Origin of the sequence: Pseudomonas sp. ZY71 (assembly GCF_036542145.1) — a bacterium.
GTDB lineage: Bacteria > Pseudomonadota > Gammaproteobacteria > Pseudomonadales > Pseudomonadaceae > Aquipseudomonas > Aquipseudomonas koreensis_A.
Genome location: NZ_CP144274.1, coordinates 2490428 through 2511143, shown reverse-complemented (window position 1 = coordinate 2511143; position 20716 = coordinate 2490428). Strand labels below are relative to the sequence as shown.

The following is a 20716-nucleotide window of genomic DNA, read 5'->3' as shown; positions in this document are numbered from 1 at the left end:
GTGTAGCCCTTGTTACACGGGCACCGCGCGCCATTTTGGCGCCTTTTCAACACGCTGAAAAATTCACTAGACATGTAACGCCAGTTACATAAATACTGTTTTAACGGATTATGAAGCGAATTCAACACCCTCATCCAGCAGGAGCCCGGATGCCCCCTCTCAGAGACCTGATCACCGATCCCGGCCTGGATCTTACGCCGTCGGAGCGCAAAGTCGTTCGCGCCTTGCTGGATCAGTACCCCCGCAACGGTCTGGGGCCGATGGCGCGTCTGGCTGAACATGCCGGCGTCAGCGATCCGACCATTGTGCGGCTGGTGAAAAAACTCGGCTTTGGCGGTTACGCCGAATTCCAGGAAGCACTGCTCAGCGACATGGATCACCGCCTGCGCTCGCCGCGCACGCTGTTGCAACCGCGCGCCCATCAGCACAAGGACGACGCCTGGAGCCACTACCTGGGCGACAGCCATCGCCTGCTGGTCGAAACCCAATCGCTGACCCAACCCGAAGACGTGCGCATTCTCACCGACTGGCTGCTCGATGCCCGGCATCAGGTGTACTGTTTCGGCGGGCGCTTCAGCAGCCTGATGGCCACTTATCTGCTCAATCACTTGCGCCTGCTGCGCCCCGGTTGCTTCGCCCTGGAAGACAACGCGCAACTGCCTGATCGCCTGTTCGATCTGCAACGTCAGGACGTGGTGCTGCTGTTCGACTATCGCCGCTATCAGACTCAGGCCCTGCGGGTCGCCAGTGCGGCGAAAAACAATAACGCACGCGTGGTGCTGTTCACCGACATCTATGCCTCGCCGCTGCGCGAACTGGCCGACCTGATCATCAGCGCGCCGGTGGAATCGGCCTCGCCGTTCGACACCATGGTGCCGGCGCTGGCGCAGGTCGAAGCACTGATCGCCTGCCTGACCCTGCGCACCGAAAACCTCGCCGATCGCCTGGAAGGCATCGATGCCCTGCGCAATGACTTCAACACCCACCTGCTGGAGGATAAATAAGGATGTTCAGCCTTCCCCACCGCTCGCCGCGGGACTTGCCGTTTGTCACCGATCACACCGCGCTGTTGCTGGTGGACATGCAGCGTGCCTGGCTCGAGCCGCAGTTCGATGCGCACCTCAACGGTCCTGAAGCCGAGTATTTCCTGACCCGCGCGCACATGCAGGTGGTGCCCAACCAACGTCGCCTGCTCAGCGCTTTTCGCGAAGCGCGGCAGAACGTGCTGCACACCATTATCGAAAGCCTTACGGCTGATGGTCGCGACCGTTCGCTCGACCACAAACTCTCGGACATGCACCTGCCCAAAGGCAGCGTGCAGGCGCGGATCATTGAAGACCTGAGCCCGGTGGAAAACGAAATCGTCCTGCCGAAGACCTCGTCCGGGGTGTTCAACTCGACCAACATCGACTACGTGCTGCGCAACCTGGAAACCCGTCATCTGATCATCGCCGGCATCGTCACCGACCAATGCGTCGATATGGCCGTGCGCGACGCCGCCGATCGCGGCTATCTGGTCACACTGGTCGAAGATGCCTGCGCCACCTACAGCGCCGAACGCCATCACGCCTGCCTGAATGCGATCAAGGGTTACTGCTGGATCACCGACACCGACACCGTGCTCGCCCGCCTGCAGGAGATGCGGCCATGAGCGCGCGCCTGACGCCACTGCCGATGACCACGCTGGTTACCACCGACCTGATCGGCATCACCCGTGGCCGTTCGTTTCCCACTGATGAGCTTGAGCACTATCAAGCCGCCGGGTGCGGCTGGGTACCGGCGAACAGCGCGTTGACGCCGCAGGACATCATTGCTTCAACCAATCCGTGGGGCGCCTATGGCGATCTGCGGTTGATTCCCGATCTGGGCAGCCGCGTCACCGTCGGCAACGGCCCGGACGCCGACGCGCCGGCGCTGGATTTCATCCACGGCGATATCCGCGAGACCGATGGCCGCCCATGGGGCGCCTGCCCGCGCACGCTGTTGCGCGATGAAATCGAACGTTATCGCGATGAACTGGGCTTGCAGGTCAACGCCGCGTTCGAACACGAATTCAACCTGCATGCCGGTTTTGCCGAGCATCTGGCGTTTTCCCTCGAAGCTCAGCGTCAGGGTGCCGAGTTCGGCGGCTGGCTGCTCAGTGCCTTGCGCGCCGGCGGTGTCGAGCCGGAAATGTTTCTCCCCGAATACGGCAAGCACCAATACGAAATCACCTGCCGCCCGACGCTCGGCGTGGCGGCGGCGGATCGCGCCGTCAATGTGCGCGAGATCACCCGCGAAATCGCCCGGCAAATGGGCCTCGACCTGAGCTTCGCGCCGAAGACCGCCGCCGACGCGGTGTGCAACGGCGTGCACCTGCACGTCAGCCTGCTCGATCTGGCTGGTCAACCGATGCTTTACGACGCCGGCACCAGCAATGGTCTGTCGAGCCTCGGCCAGCATTGGGCGGCGGGGATCCTGCATTACCTGCCGGCACTCTGTGCGTTCACCGCGCCGACGCCGGTGTCGTACGAACGCTTGCAGCCGCATCACTGGAGCGCGTCTTACGCTTGTCTGGGTCAACAGAACCGTGAAGCGGCGCTGCGCATTTGCCCGACCGTAACCCTTGGCGGCAAGCCTGTGGCCAACCAGTTCAACCTCGAATTCCGCGCCATGGACGCCACCGCCTCACCGCATCTGGCCATGGCTGCGCTGCTGATCGCCGGGCGTCTGGGCATCGAACAACGCTTGGCACTGAACGCGATCACCGATGAAATTCCCGATTCACTCAACGACGAGCAACGCCAGGCCCGGGGCATCGTTGCCCTGCCCGCCTCGCTGGCCCAGGCGCTGGATTGCCTGCGCAACAGTGGCGCCTTCACTGCATGGCTGCCCAAGCCGTTGCTCGACACCTATTACGCCCTGAAAACCGAGGAACTGGCGCTGACGGAACAGCTCTCGCCCGCTGACTTGTGTGAGCACTATGCACGCCTGTACTGAATCCGCCGAACTGGGGTTGTACACCCGCCCGGCCTACAACCTGAGCCGCGAAGATTCGACGCACCCGTTGATTCTGGTGTGCGAACACGCCAGCCGCTACATCCCCGAAGCCCTGAACAATCTGGGTCTGGACGCTGCCGCCGCTGCTGAACACATCGCTTGGGACATTGGCGCACTGCAACTGGCCGAGCAACTATCGGAGAGGCTCGGCGCAACCCTGTTGAGCGCCAATTATTCGCGGCTGCTGATCGATCTGAACCGGCCCCGCCACGCCCCGGACAGCATTCCGGCGCAGAGCGAGATTTATCAGGTGCCGGGCAACCGTGAACTGGACGAAGCCACCCGCGAATACCGCCGCCAGACCTTGTTCAAACCGTTTCACGCACGCTTGCAAACGTTGATCGACGAACGTGTTGCTCAGGGCCAAGCGGTGCGTGTGGTGGGGATTCACAGTTTCACCCCGGTGTATTACGGCCAGCCGCGACCGCTGGAAGCCGGCGTGCTGTTCGGTCAGGCCAAGGCCTATGCGCAACGCCTGCTCGACGGCCTCGCTGAACATCCGCTAAAAGTGGCCGGCAATCAGCCGTACAAGATCGATCCGCTGGGCGACATGACCGTGCCGGTGCACGGCGACGCCCGTGGCCTCGACTCGGTGCTGATCGAGGTGCGCAATGACTTGCTGCGCAGCCCCGAAGCCGTATCGCGCTGGGCCGGATACCTCGCGCCATTGCTGTAATGAATGAAAGATTGCTGACGCTGTAAACGATGGATCGATAACAACTAAAACGACCGACTGGCTGACAAGGAGTTGCGCTTCATGGAAATTGAAGAATTCGGCTACAAGCAAGAGTTGAAACGTAGCCTGACGCTGACCGACCTGGTGGTGTACGGGATGATCTTCATGATCCCCATCGCCCCGTTCGGGGTTTACGGCTACGTCAACGCCGAGGCACCGGGGATGGTGCCGCTGGCGTACATCATCGGCATGGTGGCGATGCTGTTCACAGCGCTGAGCTACGGCAGCATGGCCAAGGCTTTTCCGATTGCCGGCTCGGTGTATTCCTACGCGCAACGCGGCCTCAATCAACACGTCGGCTTCATCGCCGGTTGGCTGATGCTGCTCGATTACCTGCTGATTCCGCCGCTGCTCTACGTTTACGCGGCGATGGCGCTCAACCATTTGTACCCGGACATTCCGAAAGTCGGCTTCATTCTGGCGTTCCTGGTCAGCGCGACCTTCGTCAACCTGCGCGGCATCACTTTCACCGCGCGGATGAACATCATCTTCCTGCTGGCGCAACTGGTAGTACTCGGCATCTTCCTGTTCTACGCGTGGAATGCCTTGCACAACGGTGGCGGTAACGGCGAGCTGACCTTGGCGCCGCTGTATCACGCGGAAACCTTCAACTTCGCCCTGCTGATGCAAGCGGTGTCGATTGCGGTGCTGTCGTTCCTCGGTTTCGATGCGATCTCCACCCTCGCTGGAGAAATCAAGGGCGATCCGGGCAAAAGCGTCGGCAAAGCCGCGCTGATCACCCTGGTGGTGATGGGCGTGATCTTCGTTGCGCAAACCTGGATTGCTACCGACCTGGCGGCAGGCATGGGCTTCAAATCCGCTGACACTGCGTTCTATGAAATCGCCGAAATCGCCGCCGGCAGTTGGCTGGCGACCCTGACCGCTGTCGCCACGGCGCTGGCCTGGGGCGTGGCCGTGGCCATCACCTCGCAAGCGGCGGTGTCGCGTCTGCTATTCGGCATGGCCCGCGACGGCAAGCTGCCGAAAGTGCTGGCCAAGGTACATCCGAAACACAACACGCCGTACCTGAGCATTTATCTGGTCGCCGTGCTGTCGCTGGTGATCTGCTACCTGTTCATCAACTCGGTCGACACCCTGACCTCGCTGGTCAACTTCGGCGCGCTCAGCGGTTTCATGCTGCTGCACCTGACAGTGATCAACTACTACTGGCGTCGGCAGAAGTCCGGTCAGATCGTGCGCCACCTGATCTGCCCGGTGATCGGCTTCATCATCGTCGCGGCCATCATGTACAACATGGGCGTCGATGCGCAGAAACTCGGGCTGATCTGGATTGCCCTGGGTCTGGTGTACCTGTTCTTCCTCAACAAACTCGGCGCCAGCACCGCGCTGCCTGACCCGAGCAACGGCTGACAAGAAAAAGAGCGGCGTCTGACAACAAATCAGGCGACCGCCGATTTATCGCGTGGAAACCGACAGTGATAGTCAGGTTCGGCGACTTTGCCGAACCTTTTGATACAGGAGTACATCCATGCTGGTCTTACGCCCAGTCGAACAGACTGACCTGCCCCAGCTCCAACAATTGGCCCGCGACAGTCTGGTGGGCGTGACCTCCCTGCCGGACGACAGCGAGCGCCTGCGCGAGAAAATCGCCGGTTCCTGCGCTTCGTTCGCCAGCGCGGCAGAGGCTAACGGTCCGGAGAATTACTTTTTCGTGCTGGAAGATCTGGATGATCATAGCCTGCGCGGCTGCTCGGAGATTCTCGCGACGGCGGGCTTCGACGAGCCGTTCTACAGCCTGCGCAACCGCCATTTCACCAGCGCGTCACGCGAGCTGAACATCGAACACGGCGTGCCGGCGCTGTCGCTGTGTCACGACCTCAACGACCACACGCTGCTGCGCGGTTTTCATATCGACGCCGCGCTGGTGCGCACGCCGTTCTCCGAATTGCTGTCACGGGCGCGCCTGTTGTTCATCGCCGCCCATGCGCCGCGCTTTGCTGAGGCGGTGATCACCGAAATCGTCGGCTACAGCGACGAGGAAGGCCATTCGCCGTTCTGGGATGCGCTGGGCAAACACTTCTTCGACCTGCCCTACGCGGAGGCCGAACGCCTGTGCGGCCTGCAGAGCCGCTCGTTCCTGGCTGAACTGATGCCGCAATACCCGATCTACGTGCCGATGCTGCCGCAAGCGGCGCAGGACTGCATCGGTCGGATCCACCCGGACGGTCAGGAAGCGTTCGACATCCTTGAGCGTGAAGGCTTCGAAACCAATAGCTATATCGACCTGTTCGACGCGGGCCCGACCCTGTATGCGCGTACCTCGAATATCCGTTCGATTGCCCGCAGCCAGACTGCAACGGTGCAGCAACGGCCACAGATCGATGCCCGTGGCCGTTATCTGTTGAGCAACAACGCACTGCTCGGCTTCCGGGCGATCATGGCCGAACTCGATTTCCAACCCGATCAACCGCTGTCCCTCACCCCTGCAATGTGTGCGGCGCTGAACGTGACCGATGGCAGCCCGATTCGGCTGATTGCCCTGTGAAACCCGCGCGGTTGCGCAGCCAACGACAGTGCCCGAACAGGCGCGCAGAAGGAGTTACAGCATGATTGTCCGTCCGGTCAAAGTCAGCGACCTGCCTGCCTTGCTGGCGCTGGTGCAACAGGCCGGCCCGGGGTTCACCACCCTGCCGGCCAACGAAGATCGCCTGTCCCACCGGGTCCGTTGGGCACAACGGGCGTTCGCCGAACAGGTCGAACGGGCCGACGCGGACTATCTGTTTGTGCTCGAAGACGACGACATGCGCGTGGTCGGCGTCAGCGCCCTGGCCGGGGCGGTCGGCCTGCGCGAGCCCTGGTACAACTATCGGGTCGGGTTGACCGTGAGTTCGGCGCCGGACCTGGGCATTCAACGGCAGATACCGACACTGTTCCTCAACAACGAACTGACCGGCCAATCCGAGCTGTGCTCGCTGTTTCTCGGCCATGATCAGCGCCACGGCAGCAATGGCCGCCTGTTGTCACTGGGGCGCTTGCTGTTCGTTGCCGAGTTCCCGCACCTGTTCGGCGAGAAGATGATTGCCGAACTGCGCGGCAGTGCCGATGAACACGGTTGTTCGCCGTTCTGGGACAGTCTGGGCCGGCATTTCTTTCAAATGGACTTCAGCCATGCCGATCACTTGTCCGGGCTGGGTAACAAATCGTTCATCGCCGAACTGATGCCGCGCCAGCCGCTGTATACCTGCATGCTCACCGAACAAGCCCAAGCGGCGATCGGCCAGGCACACCCCAATACCGAACCGGCGCTGAAAATTCTCCAGGCCGAAGGGTTTACCCACAAAGGCTACATCGACATCTTCGACGGCGGCCCGGTGATCGAAGCGCCCGTGCGCAATATCCGCACCGTACGCGAAAGCCTTGAGCTGACCCTGAGCCTCGGCAGCCCGGATGAACAGGCGCCGCTGTGGCTGATTCACAACCGCCGACTGGAAAACTGCCGCATCACCGTCGCCCGCGCCCGCCGGGTCGGCAGCAGCCTGGTGATCGACCGCCTCACCGCCAAGCGCCTGCAACTGCAACCGGGCAATTCGGTGCGCGCGGCGATGCTGCCCAATCAACAGCAACAGGCGGTGGCGGCCTGACGGTCATCACCGCAAAAAAGGTAAATCCTTTCAGCAAAAGGGTCCGCGACAACCTGTCCCTTGCAAATTCGTCATGATCATTGACCCATTCGCGTGATAGCCTTTTCATTCTTCGGCGTTGACACCTTTGTTCAAGCCTTTCCATTCCTTTGTATTGGTGGAACTCGTATGACCAGGCTTTCCCATCAAGATTTGCGCCGTAACTTCCGTCAACTGCTGGCTTCCGACACCTGCTATCACACGGCGTCGGTGTTCGATCCGATGTCCGCGCGCATTGCCGCTGACCTGGGTTTTGAAGTGGGGATCCTCGGCGGTTCCGTGGCCTCATTGCAGGTGCTCGGTGCCCCGGACTTTGCCCTGATCACCCTCAGCGAGTTCGCCGAACAGGCCACCCGCATCGGCCGCGTCGCCCAATTGCCAGTGATCGCTGACGCCGACCACGGCTACGGCAACGCCCTCAACGTGATGCGCACCATCGTTGAACTGGAACGCGCCGGCGTCGCCGCCCTGACCATCGAAGACACCTTGCTGCCGGCACAATTCGGCCGCAAATCCACCGACCTGATCACCGTTGCCGAAGGCGTCGGCAAGATCCGCGCGGCACTGGAAGCCCGGGTTGATACGGAAATGGCGATCATCGCCCGTACCAACGCCGGCATCCTGCCGAATCAGGAAATCATCAGCCGCACTCGCCAGTATCAGGCGGCCGGGGCTGACGGTATCTGCATGGTCGGGATTCAGGATTTCGATCAGCTTGAACAAATCGCCGAGCACCTGACCGTGCCGCTGATGCTGGTGACCTACGGCAACCCGGCGTTGCGCGATGACAAACGTCTGGCCGAACTCGGTGTGCGTGTGACCATTGATGGCCATGGCGCTTACTTTGCCGCGATCAAAGCGACGTATGACAGCTTGCGTGAACAGCGGCAGATCTTTACCCAGGCGTCCGATCTGAGCGCGACCGAGTTGACGCACACCTATACACAGCCGGAGGAATACATTCTCTGGGCCAAGGAATACATGAGCGTCAAGGAGTGATGGGTTGGCCGGGCTGACGCCATCGCGAGCAGGCTCACTCCTACAATTGATCAGTGTTGAACACAAATGCTGTGTGCACTGAAGATCCAATGTAGGAGTGAGCCTGCTCGCGATAGCAACAGCCGCTATACCGCTAAACCGGCGTCTTGTAAGCCTCCTCCCGCTGCACCGCCCGCGCCTGAATCACATTCAGAATCGCACAGCCCTCGCGCATCAACAGATGCACCGCACTGGTCACCCGCGTCAGATCACAATCTGAAATCCCCTTGAGGTTGAGGCTGGCGAAGGTGTCGGCCAGATCGCGCACAACCACAAACCGGTGCATCGCACAGGCGGCCATGTCGCTGAGTTCAGAATGAGTGTTGAGGAAGAGCACCGGGGATTCGGCGTCGTAGGTGTCGATGGGGAGGAAGCGGGGCATTACTTGGTCGGTCATAGAGTTCACTCCAGAAAGGTCAGGTTCTGTATTCGACCGGCCAAGATCGTCGCAGAGTTTTCTGCGAGCCGAGACTATAAGAGCAGCGCTCAACGGCTGCAACGAGAGCTTCTGTCGGAATTTTCGGTATTTTTTGTACGCTGCCCGCGCCTTCCACTTTTCCCACAAAAGCCCCTCACCCTAGCCCCTCCCAGAGGGAGAGGGAACTGATTGGGGGATGCTCGGGAGCTACGCCGACCTGTGGCACCGCGCTGAATCCGATTTTGAATTCAAAGTTAATCTTTCAGGTCGCCGTGTTAATCACAAACAACACGGCCAGTCCTCCCCTCGGGAGAGGAAACTGATTGGGGGATGCTCGGGAGCTACGCCGACGTGAGAGATCGCGTTGAATGCAAATTTGAATTCAACTTGATCTGCCGGTTGCCACATGGACCACAAACAACGCGGTCAGTCCCCTCTCCCTCTGGGAGAGGGTTAGGGTGAGGGCAAATGCACCTGACACCCCACCCGCATCAGTCACACCACAAACCCACTCACCGCGGCTTGGCCAGCTCCATAATCATCCGCGACAACAGATAAATCCGCGGCGCCACGCTCGCCACTTCGGCGTATTCCTCCGGCGTGTGAATATTGCCGCCAACAATCCCGAAACCATCCAGCGTCGGCGTGCCAACCCCGGCGGACAAACTCGCATCCGCCGCGCCGCCACTGCCCTCCTCGGTCAACTTACGGCCAATCTCGCCGTAAATCCCCTGGGCCATGGCCATCAGACGGTCCGACTCAGGCGTCTGCGGCATCGGTGGCAAACCGCGCTGCAACGAAGTCTTCACTTCAGTTTCAGCAATCAGCTTGTCCTGCGACACCCGCGCCAGATCCTTCTCGATCCGGTCGAACTCCTCCGGCACTGCCGCGCGCACGTCAGCCTTGGCCGTGGCTTGATCGGGAATCACGTTGGTGCGGTCGCCGGCCTTGAGCACGGTGAAGTTGATGGTGGTTTTCTTCGCCTCATCACCAAGTTTGCCCAACTGAAGAATCTGATGCGCCGCTTCCATCGCGGCATTGCGCCCCAGTTCCGGAGCGACGCCAGCGTGCGCGGCTTTGCCCTTGACCTCGACCAGCGCCGTCGCGCTGCCCTTGCGCCACACCACCAGGCCATCGGCCGGGCGGCCCGGCTCCAGATTGAGGGTCACGTCGTGCTGTTTGGCGGTTTTCTTGATCAGGTCGGTGGCGACGTCCGAGCCGGTTTCTTCACTGGCGTCGAGCAGGAAGGTGATTTGCGCGTAGTCCTTGAAGTCGAGGTTTTTCAGGATTTTCAGCGCATAGATCCCGGCGACGATGCCGCCCTTGTCATCCATAACCCCCGGCCCGTAAGCGCGGCCATCCTTGATGTGAAACGGCCGCTCCGCCGCCGAACCCTCCTTGAACACCGTGTCCATGTGCGCCATCAGCAGGATTTTCGCCTTGCCGGTGCCTTTCAGCGTCGCCAGTACATGGTTGGATTTTTCCGGCGTGTTGGGCACCAGTTCGATGGTGGCGCCGAGCTTTTTCAGCTCATCGATAGCGATGTCGCTGACTTGCTTGAGGCCCGGTTCATAGCCGGAACCGGAGTCGATATTGACCAGCCGTTCCAGCAGCTTCAGGGCTTCTGGCTGGTATTGTTCGGCGTCAGCGAGCACTTGTTTGTGCGGTTCGGCGAAGGCGTGGGCAGCGGAGAAAGCGAGAGACAGGCCGAGGCTGGCGGCCAGCAGGGAGCGAGAAAATGAGAACGTCATGAAGCGATCCTTGTTTCGCGTCGGGGGGATTCAACCGTACCCGACATCGGCGCGAGGCTCTACACCGAATGCGACATCTCCCTGACCGACACCGAACAAATTTGTAGGAGTGAGCCTGCTCGCGATAGCAATCTGTAAGTGACATTGATGGTGACTGACACAACGCTATCGCGAGCAGGCTCACTCCTACAGGGGATTGGGGTCAAAGCTCAAACCGAATCCAGCAATGTCCGGCGGGGCTTGCCATCGCAATTGCAGATCACCCGGTTACGCCCGCTCGCCTTGGCCTCGTACAGCGCCTGATCGGCATCATTGAGCCAGCGCGTCGCGTCGGCATGCGCCGGATCGTAAGCCGCGAGGCCAATACTCAAACTGACCTTCAACGCCGGGTTCTGCTCATAACCGAGAATCGCGAAACGCTCGCGCAACGCTTCCATGGCTTGCGCGGCGTTGAACAGCGGCAGATCCGGCAAAATCACGCAGAACTCATCACCGCCATAACGCCCGGCAACGTCTGTCGCCCGCAGGTTTTGTTTAAGTAATTTGCTCAACTGGCGCAACACGATGTCGCCGGCAACATGGCCGTAGGTATCGTTGATGGCCTTGAAGTGATCGATGTCGATCAACGCAATCGCCGCCCCCTGCTTCTGCCGCTTGCAGCGCTGAAAAGCGATCTCCAGTTGATCTTTCCAGGCGCCATGATTGAGCAACCCGGTCAGGCTGTCGGTGCGGCTCAAGGCGAGCAATTCGCGTTTATGTCGACCGAGGGTGTAAGCCTGGCGAAAGCAGATCCAGCCCAGCGCCAACGGGTACAGCAGCAGCAACGGAAAACAGGCGTACATCTGCGCAGGCGTGGTCTGAGGAACGAATGCCGGAGCAAAAACCACCAGCCCGACGCCGACCCCGAGCAACTGCGCCGCAGAGCCTGCCAATAGAAAACGTGAACCACCGATAGCGACGTTGTTCATCGCCATCATCGAAATGGTCGTCGCCGTGGGCAGCGGATTGAAATGCATGGCGGCAAGCCAAAAGCCGCCGAAAAAGGCGTCGATCAACAGATTGCGGTGTTCAGCGTGGTAAGGAACCCGGGCGCGGCGCGCCCATTGAAACGCCAGATGCGGCCAGACCAGGCCGTTGAAGAACATCAGTGCCCAGACCCACAGCGGCGGATCGAGCGAGTACATCGCCACGCTCACGCACACGAGCCCCAGAATCAACCCGAGGATGCGCGATGTATAAAGCCTCCTGGCCAATGAAAGTCCCTTTCCTCCGGTATTTCCCATAAGGACCTCGATCACGCACACCGCAGGACGGATGTGCTGGAAGTCTAACAGGGCGACGTTAAATAGCCATCACCGGCCAGCGGGCTGAATAGAGCGACATCAGGGCCGCACACAGTGCAAATATTTGGCTATACATGAAAGGAGCAAAATGGAAAAACAACTATAAGAAGGAGGCCCATGCACACCTATCACGTGTTGATCATCGGCAGCGGTTTTGGCGGTCAATGTGCTGCGGTCAACCTGCTCAAAGCCGGGATCGACGATTTTCGCCTGCTGGAGCGAAGGGACTTTTTTGGCGGCACCTGGTGCCAGAACACCTACCCTGGCGCAGCAGTGGACGTGCCGTCGCCGCTGTATTCGCTGTCGTTCGCACCGTACCGCTGGTCGCAGATGTTCGCCGGGCAGGCCGAACTGCAGCGCTACACCGAACATGTCATCAAGGAATTCGGTTTGCGCGAACGCGTTGAGCTGGAGGCCAATGTCGAGCGCGTCGAATGGGACGACACGGAAAAACGCTGGGCCGTGCATACCGCCAGCAAAGGCACCTTTTATGCGCAGTTCCTGATCAATGCTACCGGACCATTGAGCCAACCGGTCATCCCACACTTTCCCGGCGAGGAGCGCTTTCAAGGCAAGACTTTTCATACGAACAACTGGGATCACAGCTACGACTACCGGGGTAAACGCGTGGCGATTGTCGGCAGCGGCGCCAGTGCGGTGCAGGTGATTCCGGTGATTGCGCCGCAGATCGAGCAACTGCACGTGTTTCAACGCACGCCACACTGGGTGCTGCCCCGCGCCGATCGTCAGTTCGGGCCGTTGCAACGCTGGCTGCTTGGCCGCAAACCCGCCTACAAGCTGTTGCGCTGGCTGATTTACTGGCAATTCGAAACCCGGGTCATCGCGTTCAAATATTCGAAAGCAGCGATTCACATGGTCCAGCAGCACGCCCTGCGTTTTCTCAAACGCCAGGTACCGGACCCGGTACTGCAAGAAAAACTCACCCCGGACTTCACCATCGGCTGCAAACGGGTACTGGTGTCCAGCACCTATTACCCGGCGCTGAACCGTCCCAATGTCACCTTGCATACCCGCGAGCAAGGCATCGCTTCCATCGACGAAACCGGCATCAACACTCAGGACGGTCAGCACATCGATGTTGATCTGATCGTCTGGTCGACCGGTTACGACGCCACCGACGGGGTGATTTCCTACCCGGTCAGCGGAAAAAACGCCGTGCAACTCAGAGAGGTCTGGGCGCAATACCCGCGCGCGTATCTCGGCACCAGCCTGCCGGACTTCCCCAACCTGTTTATCGTCACCGGCCCCAACACCGGCATCGGCCACACCTCGGCGCTGTTCATCATCGAATCGCAGATGAACTACATCCTCGACTGCATTCGCACCGTGCAGGCCAAAGGCCTGCGCAGCATCGAAGTGCGCCCCGAAGCGGAACGTACCTACACTGAGATGATTCATCGGGAGATGGAACGCACGGTCTGGAAGTCCGGCGGCTGCCACAGTTGGTATCAAAGCAAGAGCGGTCATGTGATCGCGATGTTTCCCGGCTTCAGTTTCAGCTATCACCGCTTGACCCGGGCGCTGAAACCGGCCGACCACATTCTGTCCTGAACACGTAAAAGGAAGACGTCGATGCTTTTGCTGTTTGTCGCCCTCGCGGTTTTCGTGGCCTGGAGCTGGTTGAGTTATCCGGCGGTCGGTCATTGGCTGTACGACCTGAACATGGCCATCGAGGCCAAGTTGTACAAATTGCACAAGATCGAAGTGCCGATCGCCGAGATGACCGTCTCGACCTGGCAAGGAGGGCCGTACGAAGCGGCCAGCGCGATTCTGATGCTGCATGGCTACAGCGCCGACAAGAACCTGTGGCTACGCTTTTCCCGGCACTTCGTGCGCCAGTACCGGGTGATCATCCCGGACCTCGCCGGGCATGGTGAAACCGGCTTCAAGGCGGGCGGCGGCTACGACATTCCGCTGCAAGCCAAACGCATGATCCAGTTGCTCGACGTTTGCGGCGTGGAGAAAGTCCACGTAATCGGCAACTCGATGGGCGGCTACATCGCCGCGTGGCTGGCGGCGACGTATCCCGACCGCATCGCTTCGGTGGCATTGATCGACCCGGCGGGCGTCACCGCGCCCGAGGCCAGCGACATGGAGCGGCATCTGGCGCGCGGGCATAACCCGTTTCTGATCAACTCCCGGGAAGAGTTTCGCCAGTTTTACGCGATGACCATGGAATCGCCGCCGTGGGTGCCGAACCTGGTGCTGGACGCCATCGCCCAGCGCTACGAACAACAACGCGATGAACTGGAAGAGATCTTCCGCGATTTTCGCGCCAGCCCGCCGATGGAGCCGAAACTCGCCGACATCAAGTGCCCGGCGCTGTTGCTCTGGGGGCGCAAGGATCGGCTGATCGACGTCAGCAGCGTGCCGGTGTGGAGCAAGGGCATCGCCAATCTGCGCGTGGATGTCTGGGATCACGTCGGGCACATGCCGATGGTTGAACAGCCGGGGAATACTGCGCGGCTGTATCGCGAGTTTCTGGGAAGCCAGAGATGACAACGCACCCAGCTCCTGATCGTTCCCACGCTCTGCGTGGTAATGCCTCAAGGGACGCGGAGCGTCACGGGCTGCATTCCCACGCAGAGCGTGGGAACGATCAAGGGTAAGGGCCTGAGATGAACATTCTTTATGACGAACGCCTCGACGGTCCGTTGCCGCAGGTGAACAAGGCCGAATTCCTCAAGGCATTGCAGCAAGCAGTACCGGATCTGGATATTTTATGGCGCGAGGACGAACTCAAACCCTACGAATGCGACGGCCTCTCCGCTTACCGCACCACGCCGATGCTGGTCGCCCTGCCCCGTCGACTCGAACAAGTGCAGACCCTGCTCAAACTCTGCCATCAGAAGAACGTCCCGGTGGTTGCCCGTGGTGCCGGCACCGGCTTGTCCGGCGGCGCCTTGCCGCTGGAACAGGGCCTGCTGCTGGTGATGGCGCGCTTCAATAATATTCTGCACATCGACCCGGCCGCACGCACCGCGCGGGTTCAACCGGGGGTGCGCAATCTGGCGATCTCCCAGGCAGCGGCGCCATTCGGCCTGTATTACGCGCCGGATCCATCCTCGCAGATCGCTTGCTCGATCGGCGGCAACGTCGCCGAAAACGCCGGCGGTGTGCATTGCCTCAAGTACGGATTAACCGTGCACAACCTGCTGAAAATCGAAGTGCTGACCATCGAGGGCGAACGCCTGACCCTCGGTTCGGACGCCCTCGATTCAGCGGGTTTCGATTTGCTCGCCTTGTTCACCGGTTCCGAAGGCTTGCTGGGGATCATCACCGAAGTCACGGTCAAACTGCTGCCCAAACCCCAAGTCGCGAAAGTCCTGCTGGCCAGTTTCGATTCCGTGGAAAAGGCTGGCCGTGCGGTCGCCGAAATCATCGCGGCGGGGATCATTCCCGGCGGGCTGGAGATGATGGACAACCTCGCCATTCGTGCCGCTGAAGATTTCATCCACGCCGGTTACCCGGTCGACGCCGAGGCGATTCTGTTGTGCGAACTCGATGGCGTCGAAGCCGATGTTCACGACGACTGCCAGCGGGTGCGCGAGGTCATGACCGCCGCTGGCGCCACCGATGTGCGTCAGGCCCGCGACGAAGCCGAGCGCGTGCGGTTCTGGGCCGGACGCAAAAATGCTTTCCCGGCCATCGGTCGTTTGTCGCCCGATTACTACTGCATGGACGGCACCATCCCGCGCCGCGAATTGCCCGGCGTTTTGCAAGGCATCGCCCGCCTCGGCGAAGAATACGGTTTGCGCGTGGCAAATGTGTTCCATGCCGGCGACGGCAACATGCACCCGCTGATTCTGTTCGACGCCAATCAACCCGGCGAACTGCATCGCGCCGAAGCCTTGGGCGGCAAGATTCTTGAGCTGTGCGTGCAGGTCGGCGGTAGCATCACCGGCGAACACGGCGTCGGCCGCGAAAAAATCAACCAGATGTGCGCGCAGTTCAACAGTGACGAACTGAGCCTGTTCCATGCAGTAAAAGCCGCGTTCGACCCACAAGGCCTGCTCAATCCCGGCAAGAACATTCCGACCCTGCACCGCTGCGCCGAATTCGGCGCGATGCACATTCACGCCGGGCAATTGCCGTTCCCCGAACTGGAGCGTTTCTGATGGCCGATGTCGACGCCGCCAGCGCCCTGCTCGATCAGGTCAACGAGGCGCGGGCCAACGCCACGCCGCTGAAGATTCAGGGTGGCAATAGCAAAGCCTTTCTCGGTCGCGAGGTGGCCGGCGAAGTGCTCGACACCCGCGCCCACTGCGGCATCGTCCGCTACGAGCCGACTGAACTGGTGATCACGGCGCGCGCCGGTACGCCGTTGTCCGAGCTGCTGGCGGCGCTGGATGCTGCCGGACAAATGCTGCCGTGCGAGCCGCCGGCATTCGGCGAAGGCGCGACCGTCGGCGGCATGATCGCCACGGGGTTGTCCGGGCCACGACGGCCATGGTCCGGCTCGGTGCGCGACTTTGTCCTCGGCACCCGGGTGATCACCGGCCTCGGTCAGCATCTGCGTTTCGGCGGCGAAGTGATGAAGAACGTCGCCGGTTATGACCTGTCGCGGCTGATGGCCGGCAGTTATGGCTGCCTCGGCGTGCTCACCGAAGTGTCGCTGAAAGTCCTGCCGAAACCACGTCAGTGCCTGAGCATTCGTCTCGATATGGAATGCGCGCGGGCGCTGGCGAAGCTCGCCGAATGGGGCCAACAACCGTTGCCAATCAGTGCCGCCTGCCACGATGGCCAGAGCCTGTATCTGCGTCTCGAGGGCGGCGAAGGCTCAGTGACGGCGGCGCATCAACGACTCGGTGGTGAGCCGCTGGATTCGGGGTTCTGGCGGGATCTGAATGAGCAGCGTCTAGGGTTTTTCAACGAGGGTCTGCCGCTGTGGCGCTTGTCGTTGCCGAACAATCTCGGGCCACTGGATCTGCCCGGCGAGCAACTGATCGACTGGGCCGGGGCACAACGCTGGCTGAAATCCGACGCGGCGCACATTCATATCCTCGCTCAGGAACTCGGCGGCCATGCCACCTGCTTCAGCCACGGCGCCAGCTCTTCGCCATTCCAGCCGCTGGCCTGGACACTGCTGCGCTATCACCGACAACTCAAGGCGCAACTCGACCCGCAAGGGCTGTTCAACCCCGGGCGCATGTACGCGGAGTTCTAGCCATGCAAACCACCCTCAGCGAACAATCGCGACAACTGCCCCGCGCCGCCGAGGCGGAAAAGATTCTGCGCACCTGCGTGCATTGCGGCTTTTGCAACGCGACCTGCCCGACCTATCAATTGCTCGGTGATGAACTCGATGGCCCGCGCGGGCGCATCTACCTGATCAAGCAAGTGCTCGAAGGCGCGCCGGCAACGGCGCAGACGCAACTGCATCTGGACCGCTGCCTGTCGTGCCGCAACTGCGAAACCACCTGCCCGTCGGGCGTCGACTATCACAACCTGCTCGACATCGGCCGCGCGGTGGTCGATCACGCGGTGCCACGCCCGGCGGCGCAGCGTCTGTTGCGTGAGGGCTTGCGCGCATTGGCGCCGAATCCGCGGTTGTTCAAAGGCTTACTGCGGGTGGGCACGACGTTCCGGCCGCTGTTGCCGCGCTTGCTGGAAAGCAAACTGCCACAGCATCTGCCGCTTTCCGGTTTGCGCCCCGCCACGCGCCATGCCCGGAAGGTGTTGTTGCTTGAAGGCTGCGTACAACCGGGGTTATCGCCAAACACCAATGACGCCACGGCGCGGGTGCTGGATCGCTTGGGCATCAGTGTCACCCCGGTGGCCGAGGCCGGGTGTTGCGGCGCATTGGACTATCATCTCGACGCCCAGGCCAAAGGCCTCGACCGCGCCCGGCAGAATATCGATGCCTGGTGGCCGCACCTGCAAAACGGTGCCGAAGCGATTGTGCAGACCGCCAGCGGTTGCGGTGCATTCATCAAGGATTACGGGCATTTGCTGGCAGACGATCCGCTGTATGCGACCAAGGCACAGGAAATCAGCGAGCGGACGGTGGATCTGGTGCAGATACTCGCGCAGGAACCGCTCGAACAGATCTGCGCCGCCACTGAACGGCGGATTGCCGTGCATTGCCCCTGCACGTTGCAGCACGCGTTGAAACTGGGCGGCGCGGTGGAAGCCGTGCTGACGCGCCTCGGTTTCAATCTCACCGCCGTGCCCGACGGCCATTTGTGCTGCGGCTCGGCGGGCACGTATTCGCTGACGCAACCGCTGCTGGCCCGGCAATTGCGCGACAACCGTCTCAACGCGCTGGAGAGTGGCCGCCCTGAGCTGATCGTCACCTCCAACGTCGGCTGCCAGAGCCATCTGGGCAGCGCCGGGCGCACGCGCGTGATGCACTGGATCGAACTGGTGGATCAGTCGTTGGCAGAATGAAGTTCGTAGGATTCTTCGTTTGCCCGCGTGCGAGAAGGCTGCGATCTTTTCCCTCATCCATTCCGTGACCGTGGCAGGAATTTTTTTCATGACCGTGCAGCCGTTCGTCAGCCCCGACCTGATCCGCCAACGCTTCTCCAAAGCGATGTCCGACATGTACCGCGAAGAAGTGCCGCTGTACGGCGCGCTGATGCAATTGGTGGAACAGACCAATCGCGAGGTGCTTGCACGCCAACCGGACATCGCCCGGCAGCTCGACAGCACCGGCGAAATCCAGCGGCTGGACATGGAGCGCCATGGCGCCATTCGCGTCGGCACCGCGACGGAACTGGCCACCCTCGCCCGCCTGTTTGCGGTGATGGGCATGCAACCGGTGGGTTATTACGACCTGACTCCGGCGGGCGTACCGGTGCATTCCACAGCGTTTCGCGCGGTGCATGAGCAGGCGCTGCAAGTCAGCCCGTTTCGGGTGTTTACGTCGTTGTTGCGCCTGGAGTTGATTGAAGATCCCGAACTGCGCGACTTTGCCGAATCCGTGCTGGCCCAGCGTTCGATCTTTACCGCTGAAGCATTACGCCTGATCGCGCAGGCTGAAACCGCGGGCGGATTGAATGAAAGCGAGGCCGAGGCATTCGTCCTGCAGGCACTGGAAACTTTTCGCTGGCATCACAGCGCTACGGTTACCGCTTCGCAATATCAGACGCTGAGCGCCCAACACCGCTTGATCGCCGACGTGGTGGCGTTCAAAGGCCCGCACATCAATCACCTGACGCCGCGCACGCTGGACATCGACCGCGTCCAGGAGCAAATGCCAGCCCATGGCATCACCCCGAAAGCGGTCATCGAAGGCCCGCCTCGCCGGCAGTGCCCGATCCTCTTGCGCCAGACCAGTTTCAAAGCGCTGGACGAGCCGATCGCCTTCACCGATCAGGACCAAACCCTTGGCAGTCACAGCGCACGTTTCGGCGAAATCGAACAGCGCGGCGCGGCACTCACGCCCAAAGGTCGGGCGCTGTATGACCGTTTGCTGAATGCCGCACGCGATGAACTCGGCGACTTCCCCAACGAGGCCAATGCCGCACGCTACAACGCGCTGATGGCTCAGCACTTTGGCGAATTTCCTGACAGTGTCGAGGGTATGCGTGAACAAGAGCTGGCGTACTTTCGCTATTTCGCCACGGAAAAAGGGCTGGCTGCTGGAGGGCTTGGGCAGTCGTCTCTGGAGGTTTTGTTGCGCGATGGTTATGTGAAAGCGGAACCGTTGGTGTACGAAGACTTCCTGCCGGTGAGCGCAGCGGGGATTTTTCAGTCGAACCTTGGGGATGCGGCGCAGGCGCACTATGGCGAGCACTCCAATCGGCAGGCCTTCGAGCAGGCGCTGGGGCGCGCGACCATTGATGAGTTGGGGTTGTATGCGGCGACGCAGCAGCGTTCGATCGATGAGTGCCTGACACAACTTGCGATCTTTTGATCTGAAAATCTTGAAGCAGCCGCCTCGACCAAATGATGGCGCGTGGCCATTGTGCGCAAGAAGTTGCGCACTTGTTTTGTAAAAAAGCCTGATAAAACCGCTGAGAGCCACGTCGTACAAGGCCTGCAGCCAAGTGCGCAAGAAGTTGCGCAGTACTGCGCAACTTCTTGCGCACTTTTGCCTTGAGCGAGCGCTTTATTTCGCACAAGCGCCTGAAAAATCAGTCAAACACCCCGGCCCGTATGGCCGCCACAATTGTTGGCACGCTCCTTGATAACAGTCAGGCACCCACCGGGCGATTTCGCCTCCCGGGCACCTTAAATTATTCCGCAAGGAGAGCACCCCATGGCAACACCAGCGTACATGTCGGTTACCGGCGAAAAACAAGGCCTGATCACTGCAGGCGCTTTCACCGCTGACTCCGTAGGCAACACCTACCAGGAAGGCCACGAAGACCAGGTGATGGTTCAGGCTTTCAGCCACGACGTGATCATCCCGCGTGACCCACAATCCGGTCAGCCAACCGGTCAGCGCGTGCACAAGCCAGTTGTGATCACCAAGGTCTACGACAAGGCTTCGCCTCTGCTGCAAGCTGCTCTGACCTCCGGCGAGCGCATGAGCGAAATCGTTATCCAGTGGTTCCGTACTTCTGCTCAAGGTACCCAAGAGCACTACTACACCACCAAACTGGAAGACGCGATCATCGTCGCCATCAACAACAAAATGCACAACTGCCAGGATCCAGGCAACTCGCACTTCACCCACCTGGAAGAAGTGCAGTTCACCTACCGTAAAATCACCTGGACCCACGAAGTATCCGGTACTTCGGGTTCCGATGACTGGCGTGCTCCAGTCGTTTAATTACGGC

Annotated in this window: 18 protein-coding genes; 15 read left to right on the top strand and 3 right to left on the bottom strand. The window is 60.8% G+C overall.

Annotated elements, in window-relative coordinates:
- Positions 1-149 precede the first annotated feature (149 nt).
- From VY732_RS11145 to VY732_RS11110, 8 genes are all read left to right on the top strand, one after another.
- Complete coding sequence (locus VY732_RS11145; RefSeq protein ID WP_007919561.1) at positions 150-1004, top strand: MurR/RpiR family transcriptional regulator; 855 nt, start codon at positions 150-152, stop codon at positions 1002-1004.
- Positions 1005-1006: 2 nt separating this feature from the next.
- On the top strand, positions 1007-1651 hold the full coding sequence (locus VY732_RS11140; RefSeq protein WP_116031288.1) for an isochorismatase family cysteine hydrolase: 645 nt from the start codon (positions 1007-1009) through the stop codon (positions 1649-1651).
- Positions 1648-2979: a glutamine synthetase gene (locus tag VY732_RS11135; RefSeq protein WP_331695410.1), complete on the top strand. Its 1332-nt coding sequence runs from the start codon at positions 1648-1650 to the stop codon at positions 2977-2979. Before VY732_RS11140 ends, VY732_RS11135 begins: the two co-directional genes overlap by 4 nt.
- Positions 2963-3715 carry an N-formylglutamate amidohydrolase gene (locus tag VY732_RS11130; RefSeq protein ID WP_331695409.1) on the top strand — a complete coding sequence of 251 codons (753 nt, stop codon included), beginning with the start codon at positions 2963-2965 and terminating at the stop codon, positions 3713-3715. Before VY732_RS11135 ends, VY732_RS11130 begins: the two co-directional genes overlap by 17 nt.
- A gap of 81 nt (positions 3716-3796) precedes the next feature.
- Positions 3797-5146 (top strand): APC family permease, encoded by a 1350-nt coding sequence (locus VY732_RS11125; RefSeq protein WP_331695408.1) that lies wholly within the window; start codon positions 3797-3799, stop codon positions 5144-5146.
- Positions 5147-5264: 118 nt separating this feature from the next.
- Positions 5265-6281, top strand: coding sequence for an arginine N-succinyltransferase (locus VY732_RS11120; protein WP_116031295.1), 1017 nt, complete (start codon positions 5265-5267; stop codon positions 6279-6281).
- Between the two features lie 61 nt (positions 6282-6342).
- The gene (astA, locus tag VY732_RS11115; RefSeq protein WP_116031297.1) at positions 6343-7377 is read left to right on the top strand and encodes an arginine N-succinyltransferase; all 1035 of its coding nucleotides are present in this window, start codon (positions 6343-6345) and stop codon (positions 7375-7377) included.
- A 168-nt stretch (positions 7378-7545) separates the two neighbouring features.
- Positions 7546-8415: an isocitrate lyase/PEP mutase family protein gene (locus tag VY732_RS11110; protein ID WP_007919546.1), complete on the top strand. Its 870-nt coding sequence runs from the start codon at positions 7546-7548 to the stop codon at positions 8413-8415.
- Positions 8416-8548: 133 nt separating this feature from the next.
- Here VY732_RS11110 and VY732_RS11105 read toward each other — a convergent pair whose 3' ends face one another.
- From VY732_RS11105 to VY732_RS11095, 3 genes are all read right to left on the bottom strand, one after another.
- Complete coding sequence (locus VY732_RS11105; RefSeq protein WP_034152534.1) at positions 8549-8851, bottom strand: hypothetical protein; 303 nt, start codon at positions 8849-8851, stop codon at positions 8549-8551.
- Between the two features lie 533 nt (positions 8852-9384).
- A complete protein-coding gene (locus VY732_RS11100) occupies positions 9385-10623 on the bottom strand; it encodes a M20/M25/M40 family metallo-hydrolase (RefSeq protein ID WP_331695407.1) in 1239 nt (412 codons plus the stop codon).
- 209 nt (positions 10624-10832) lie between these two features.
- Entirely contained in the window at positions 10833-11906 is a 1074-nt protein-coding gene (locus tag VY732_RS11095) for a diguanylate cyclase (protein WP_077572152.1), read from the bottom strand.
- 177 nt (positions 11907-12083) lie between these two features.
- Here VY732_RS11095 and VY732_RS11090 point away from each other — a divergent pair, with 177 nt between their 5' ends.
- From VY732_RS11090 to VY732_RS11060, 7 genes are all read left to right on the top strand, one after another.
- Complete coding sequence (locus tag VY732_RS11090; protein WP_331695406.1) at positions 12084-13538, top strand: flavin-containing monooxygenase; 1455 nt, start codon at positions 12084-12086, stop codon at positions 13536-13538.
- Positions 13539-13559: 21 nt separating this feature from the next.
- Positions 13560-14486 (top strand): alpha/beta fold hydrolase, encoded by a 927-nt coding sequence (locus tag VY732_RS11085; RefSeq protein WP_242206552.1) that lies wholly within the window; start codon positions 13560-13562, stop codon positions 14484-14486.
- Between the two features lie 119 nt (positions 14487-14605).
- Entirely contained in the window at positions 14606-16105 is a 1500-nt protein-coding gene (gene glcD, locus VY732_RS11080; RefSeq protein WP_331695405.1) for a glycolate oxidase subunit GlcD, read from the top strand.
- Entirely contained in the window at positions 16105-17154 is a 1050-nt protein-coding gene (gene glcE / locus VY732_RS11075) for a glycolate oxidase subunit GlcE (RefSeq protein WP_212622458.1), read from the top strand. The genes glcD and glcE overlap by 1 nt, the downstream gene beginning before the upstream one ends.
- Before the next feature lie 2 nt (positions 17155-17156).
- A complete protein-coding gene (glcF, locus tag VY732_RS11070; RefSeq protein ID WP_331695404.1) occupies positions 17157-18377 on the top strand; it encodes a glycolate oxidase subunit GlcF in 1221 nt (406 codons plus the stop codon).
- An 88-nt stretch (positions 18378-18465) separates the two neighbouring features.
- Complete coding sequence (hglS, locus tag VY732_RS11065; protein ID WP_331695403.1) at positions 18466-19848, top strand: 2-oxoadipate dioxygenase/decarboxylase HglS; 1383 nt, start codon at positions 18466-18468, stop codon at positions 19846-19848.
- 345 nt (positions 19849-20193) lie between these two features.
- A complete protein-coding gene (locus VY732_RS11060; RefSeq protein WP_007919523.1) occupies positions 20194-20709 on the top strand; it encodes an Hcp family type VI secretion system effector in 516 nt (171 codons plus the stop codon).
- Positions 20710-20716: the final 7 nt, after the last annotated feature.

Excerpts from the sequence above, each read along its gene's own strand:
- VY732_RS11145 (WP_007919561.1), top strand. The coding sequence starts at position 150 with ATGCCCCCTCTCAGAGACCTGATCACCGATCCCGGCCTGGATCTTACG.
- VY732_RS11140 (WP_116031288.1), top strand. The coding sequence starts at position 1,007 with ATGTTCAGCCTTCCCCACCGCTCGCCGCGGGACTTGCCGTTTGTCACC.
- VY732_RS11135 (WP_331695410.1), top strand. The coding sequence starts at position 1,648 with ATGAGCGCGCGCCTGACGCCACTGCCGATGACCACGCTGGTTACCACC.
- VY732_RS11130 (WP_331695409.1), top strand. The coding sequence starts at position 2,963 with ATGCACGCCTGTACTGAATCCGCCGAACTGGGGTTGTACACCCGCCCG.
- VY732_RS11125 (WP_331695408.1), top strand. The coding sequence starts at position 3,797 with ATGGAAATTGAAGAATTCGGCTACAAGCAAGAGTTGAAACGTAGCCTG.
- VY732_RS11120 (WP_116031295.1), top strand. The coding sequence starts at position 5,265 with ATGCTGGTCTTACGCCCAGTCGAACAGACTGACCTGCCCCAGCTCCAA.
- astA (WP_116031297.1), top strand. The coding sequence starts at position 6,343 with ATGATTGTCCGTCCGGTCAAAGTCAGCGACCTGCCTGCCTTGCTGGCG.
- VY732_RS11110 (WP_007919546.1), top strand. The coding sequence starts at position 7,546 with ATGACCAGGCTTTCCCATCAAGATTTGCGCCGTAACTTCCGTCAACTG.
- VY732_RS11105 (WP_034152534.1), bottom strand. The coding sequence starts at position 8,851 with ATGACCGACCAAGTAATGCCCCGCTTCCTCCCCATCGACACCTACGAC.
- VY732_RS11100 (WP_331695407.1), bottom strand. The coding sequence starts at position 10,623 with ATGACGTTCTCATTTTCTCGCTCCCTGCTGGCCGCCAGCCTCGGCCTG.
- VY732_RS11095 (WP_077572152.1), bottom strand. The coding sequence starts at position 11,906 with ATGGGAAATACCGGAGGAAAGGGACTTTCATTGGCCAGGAGGCTTTAT.
- VY732_RS11090 (WP_331695406.1), top strand. The coding sequence starts at position 12,084 with ATGCACACCTATCACGTGTTGATCATCGGCAGCGGTTTTGGCGGTCAA.
- VY732_RS11085 (WP_242206552.1), top strand. The coding sequence starts at position 13,560 with ATGCTTTTGCTGTTTGTCGCCCTCGCGGTTTTCGTGGCCTGGAGCTGG.
- glcD (WP_331695405.1), top strand. The coding sequence starts at position 14,606 with ATGAACATTCTTTATGACGAACGCCTCGACGGTCCGTTGCCGCAGGTG.
- glcE (WP_212622458.1), top strand. The coding sequence starts at position 16,105 with ATGGCCGATGTCGACGCCGCCAGCGCCCTGCTCGATCAGGTCAACGAG.
- glcF (WP_331695404.1), top strand. The coding sequence starts at position 17,157 with ATGCAAACCACCCTCAGCGAACAATCGCGACAACTGCCCCGCGCCGCC.
- hglS (WP_331695403.1), top strand. The coding sequence starts at position 18,466 with ATGACCGTGCAGCCGTTCGTCAGCCCCGACCTGATCCGCCAACGCTTC.
- VY732_RS11060 (WP_007919523.1), top strand. The coding sequence starts at position 20,194 with ATGGCAACACCAGCGTACATGTCGGTTACCGGCGAAAAACAAGGCCTG.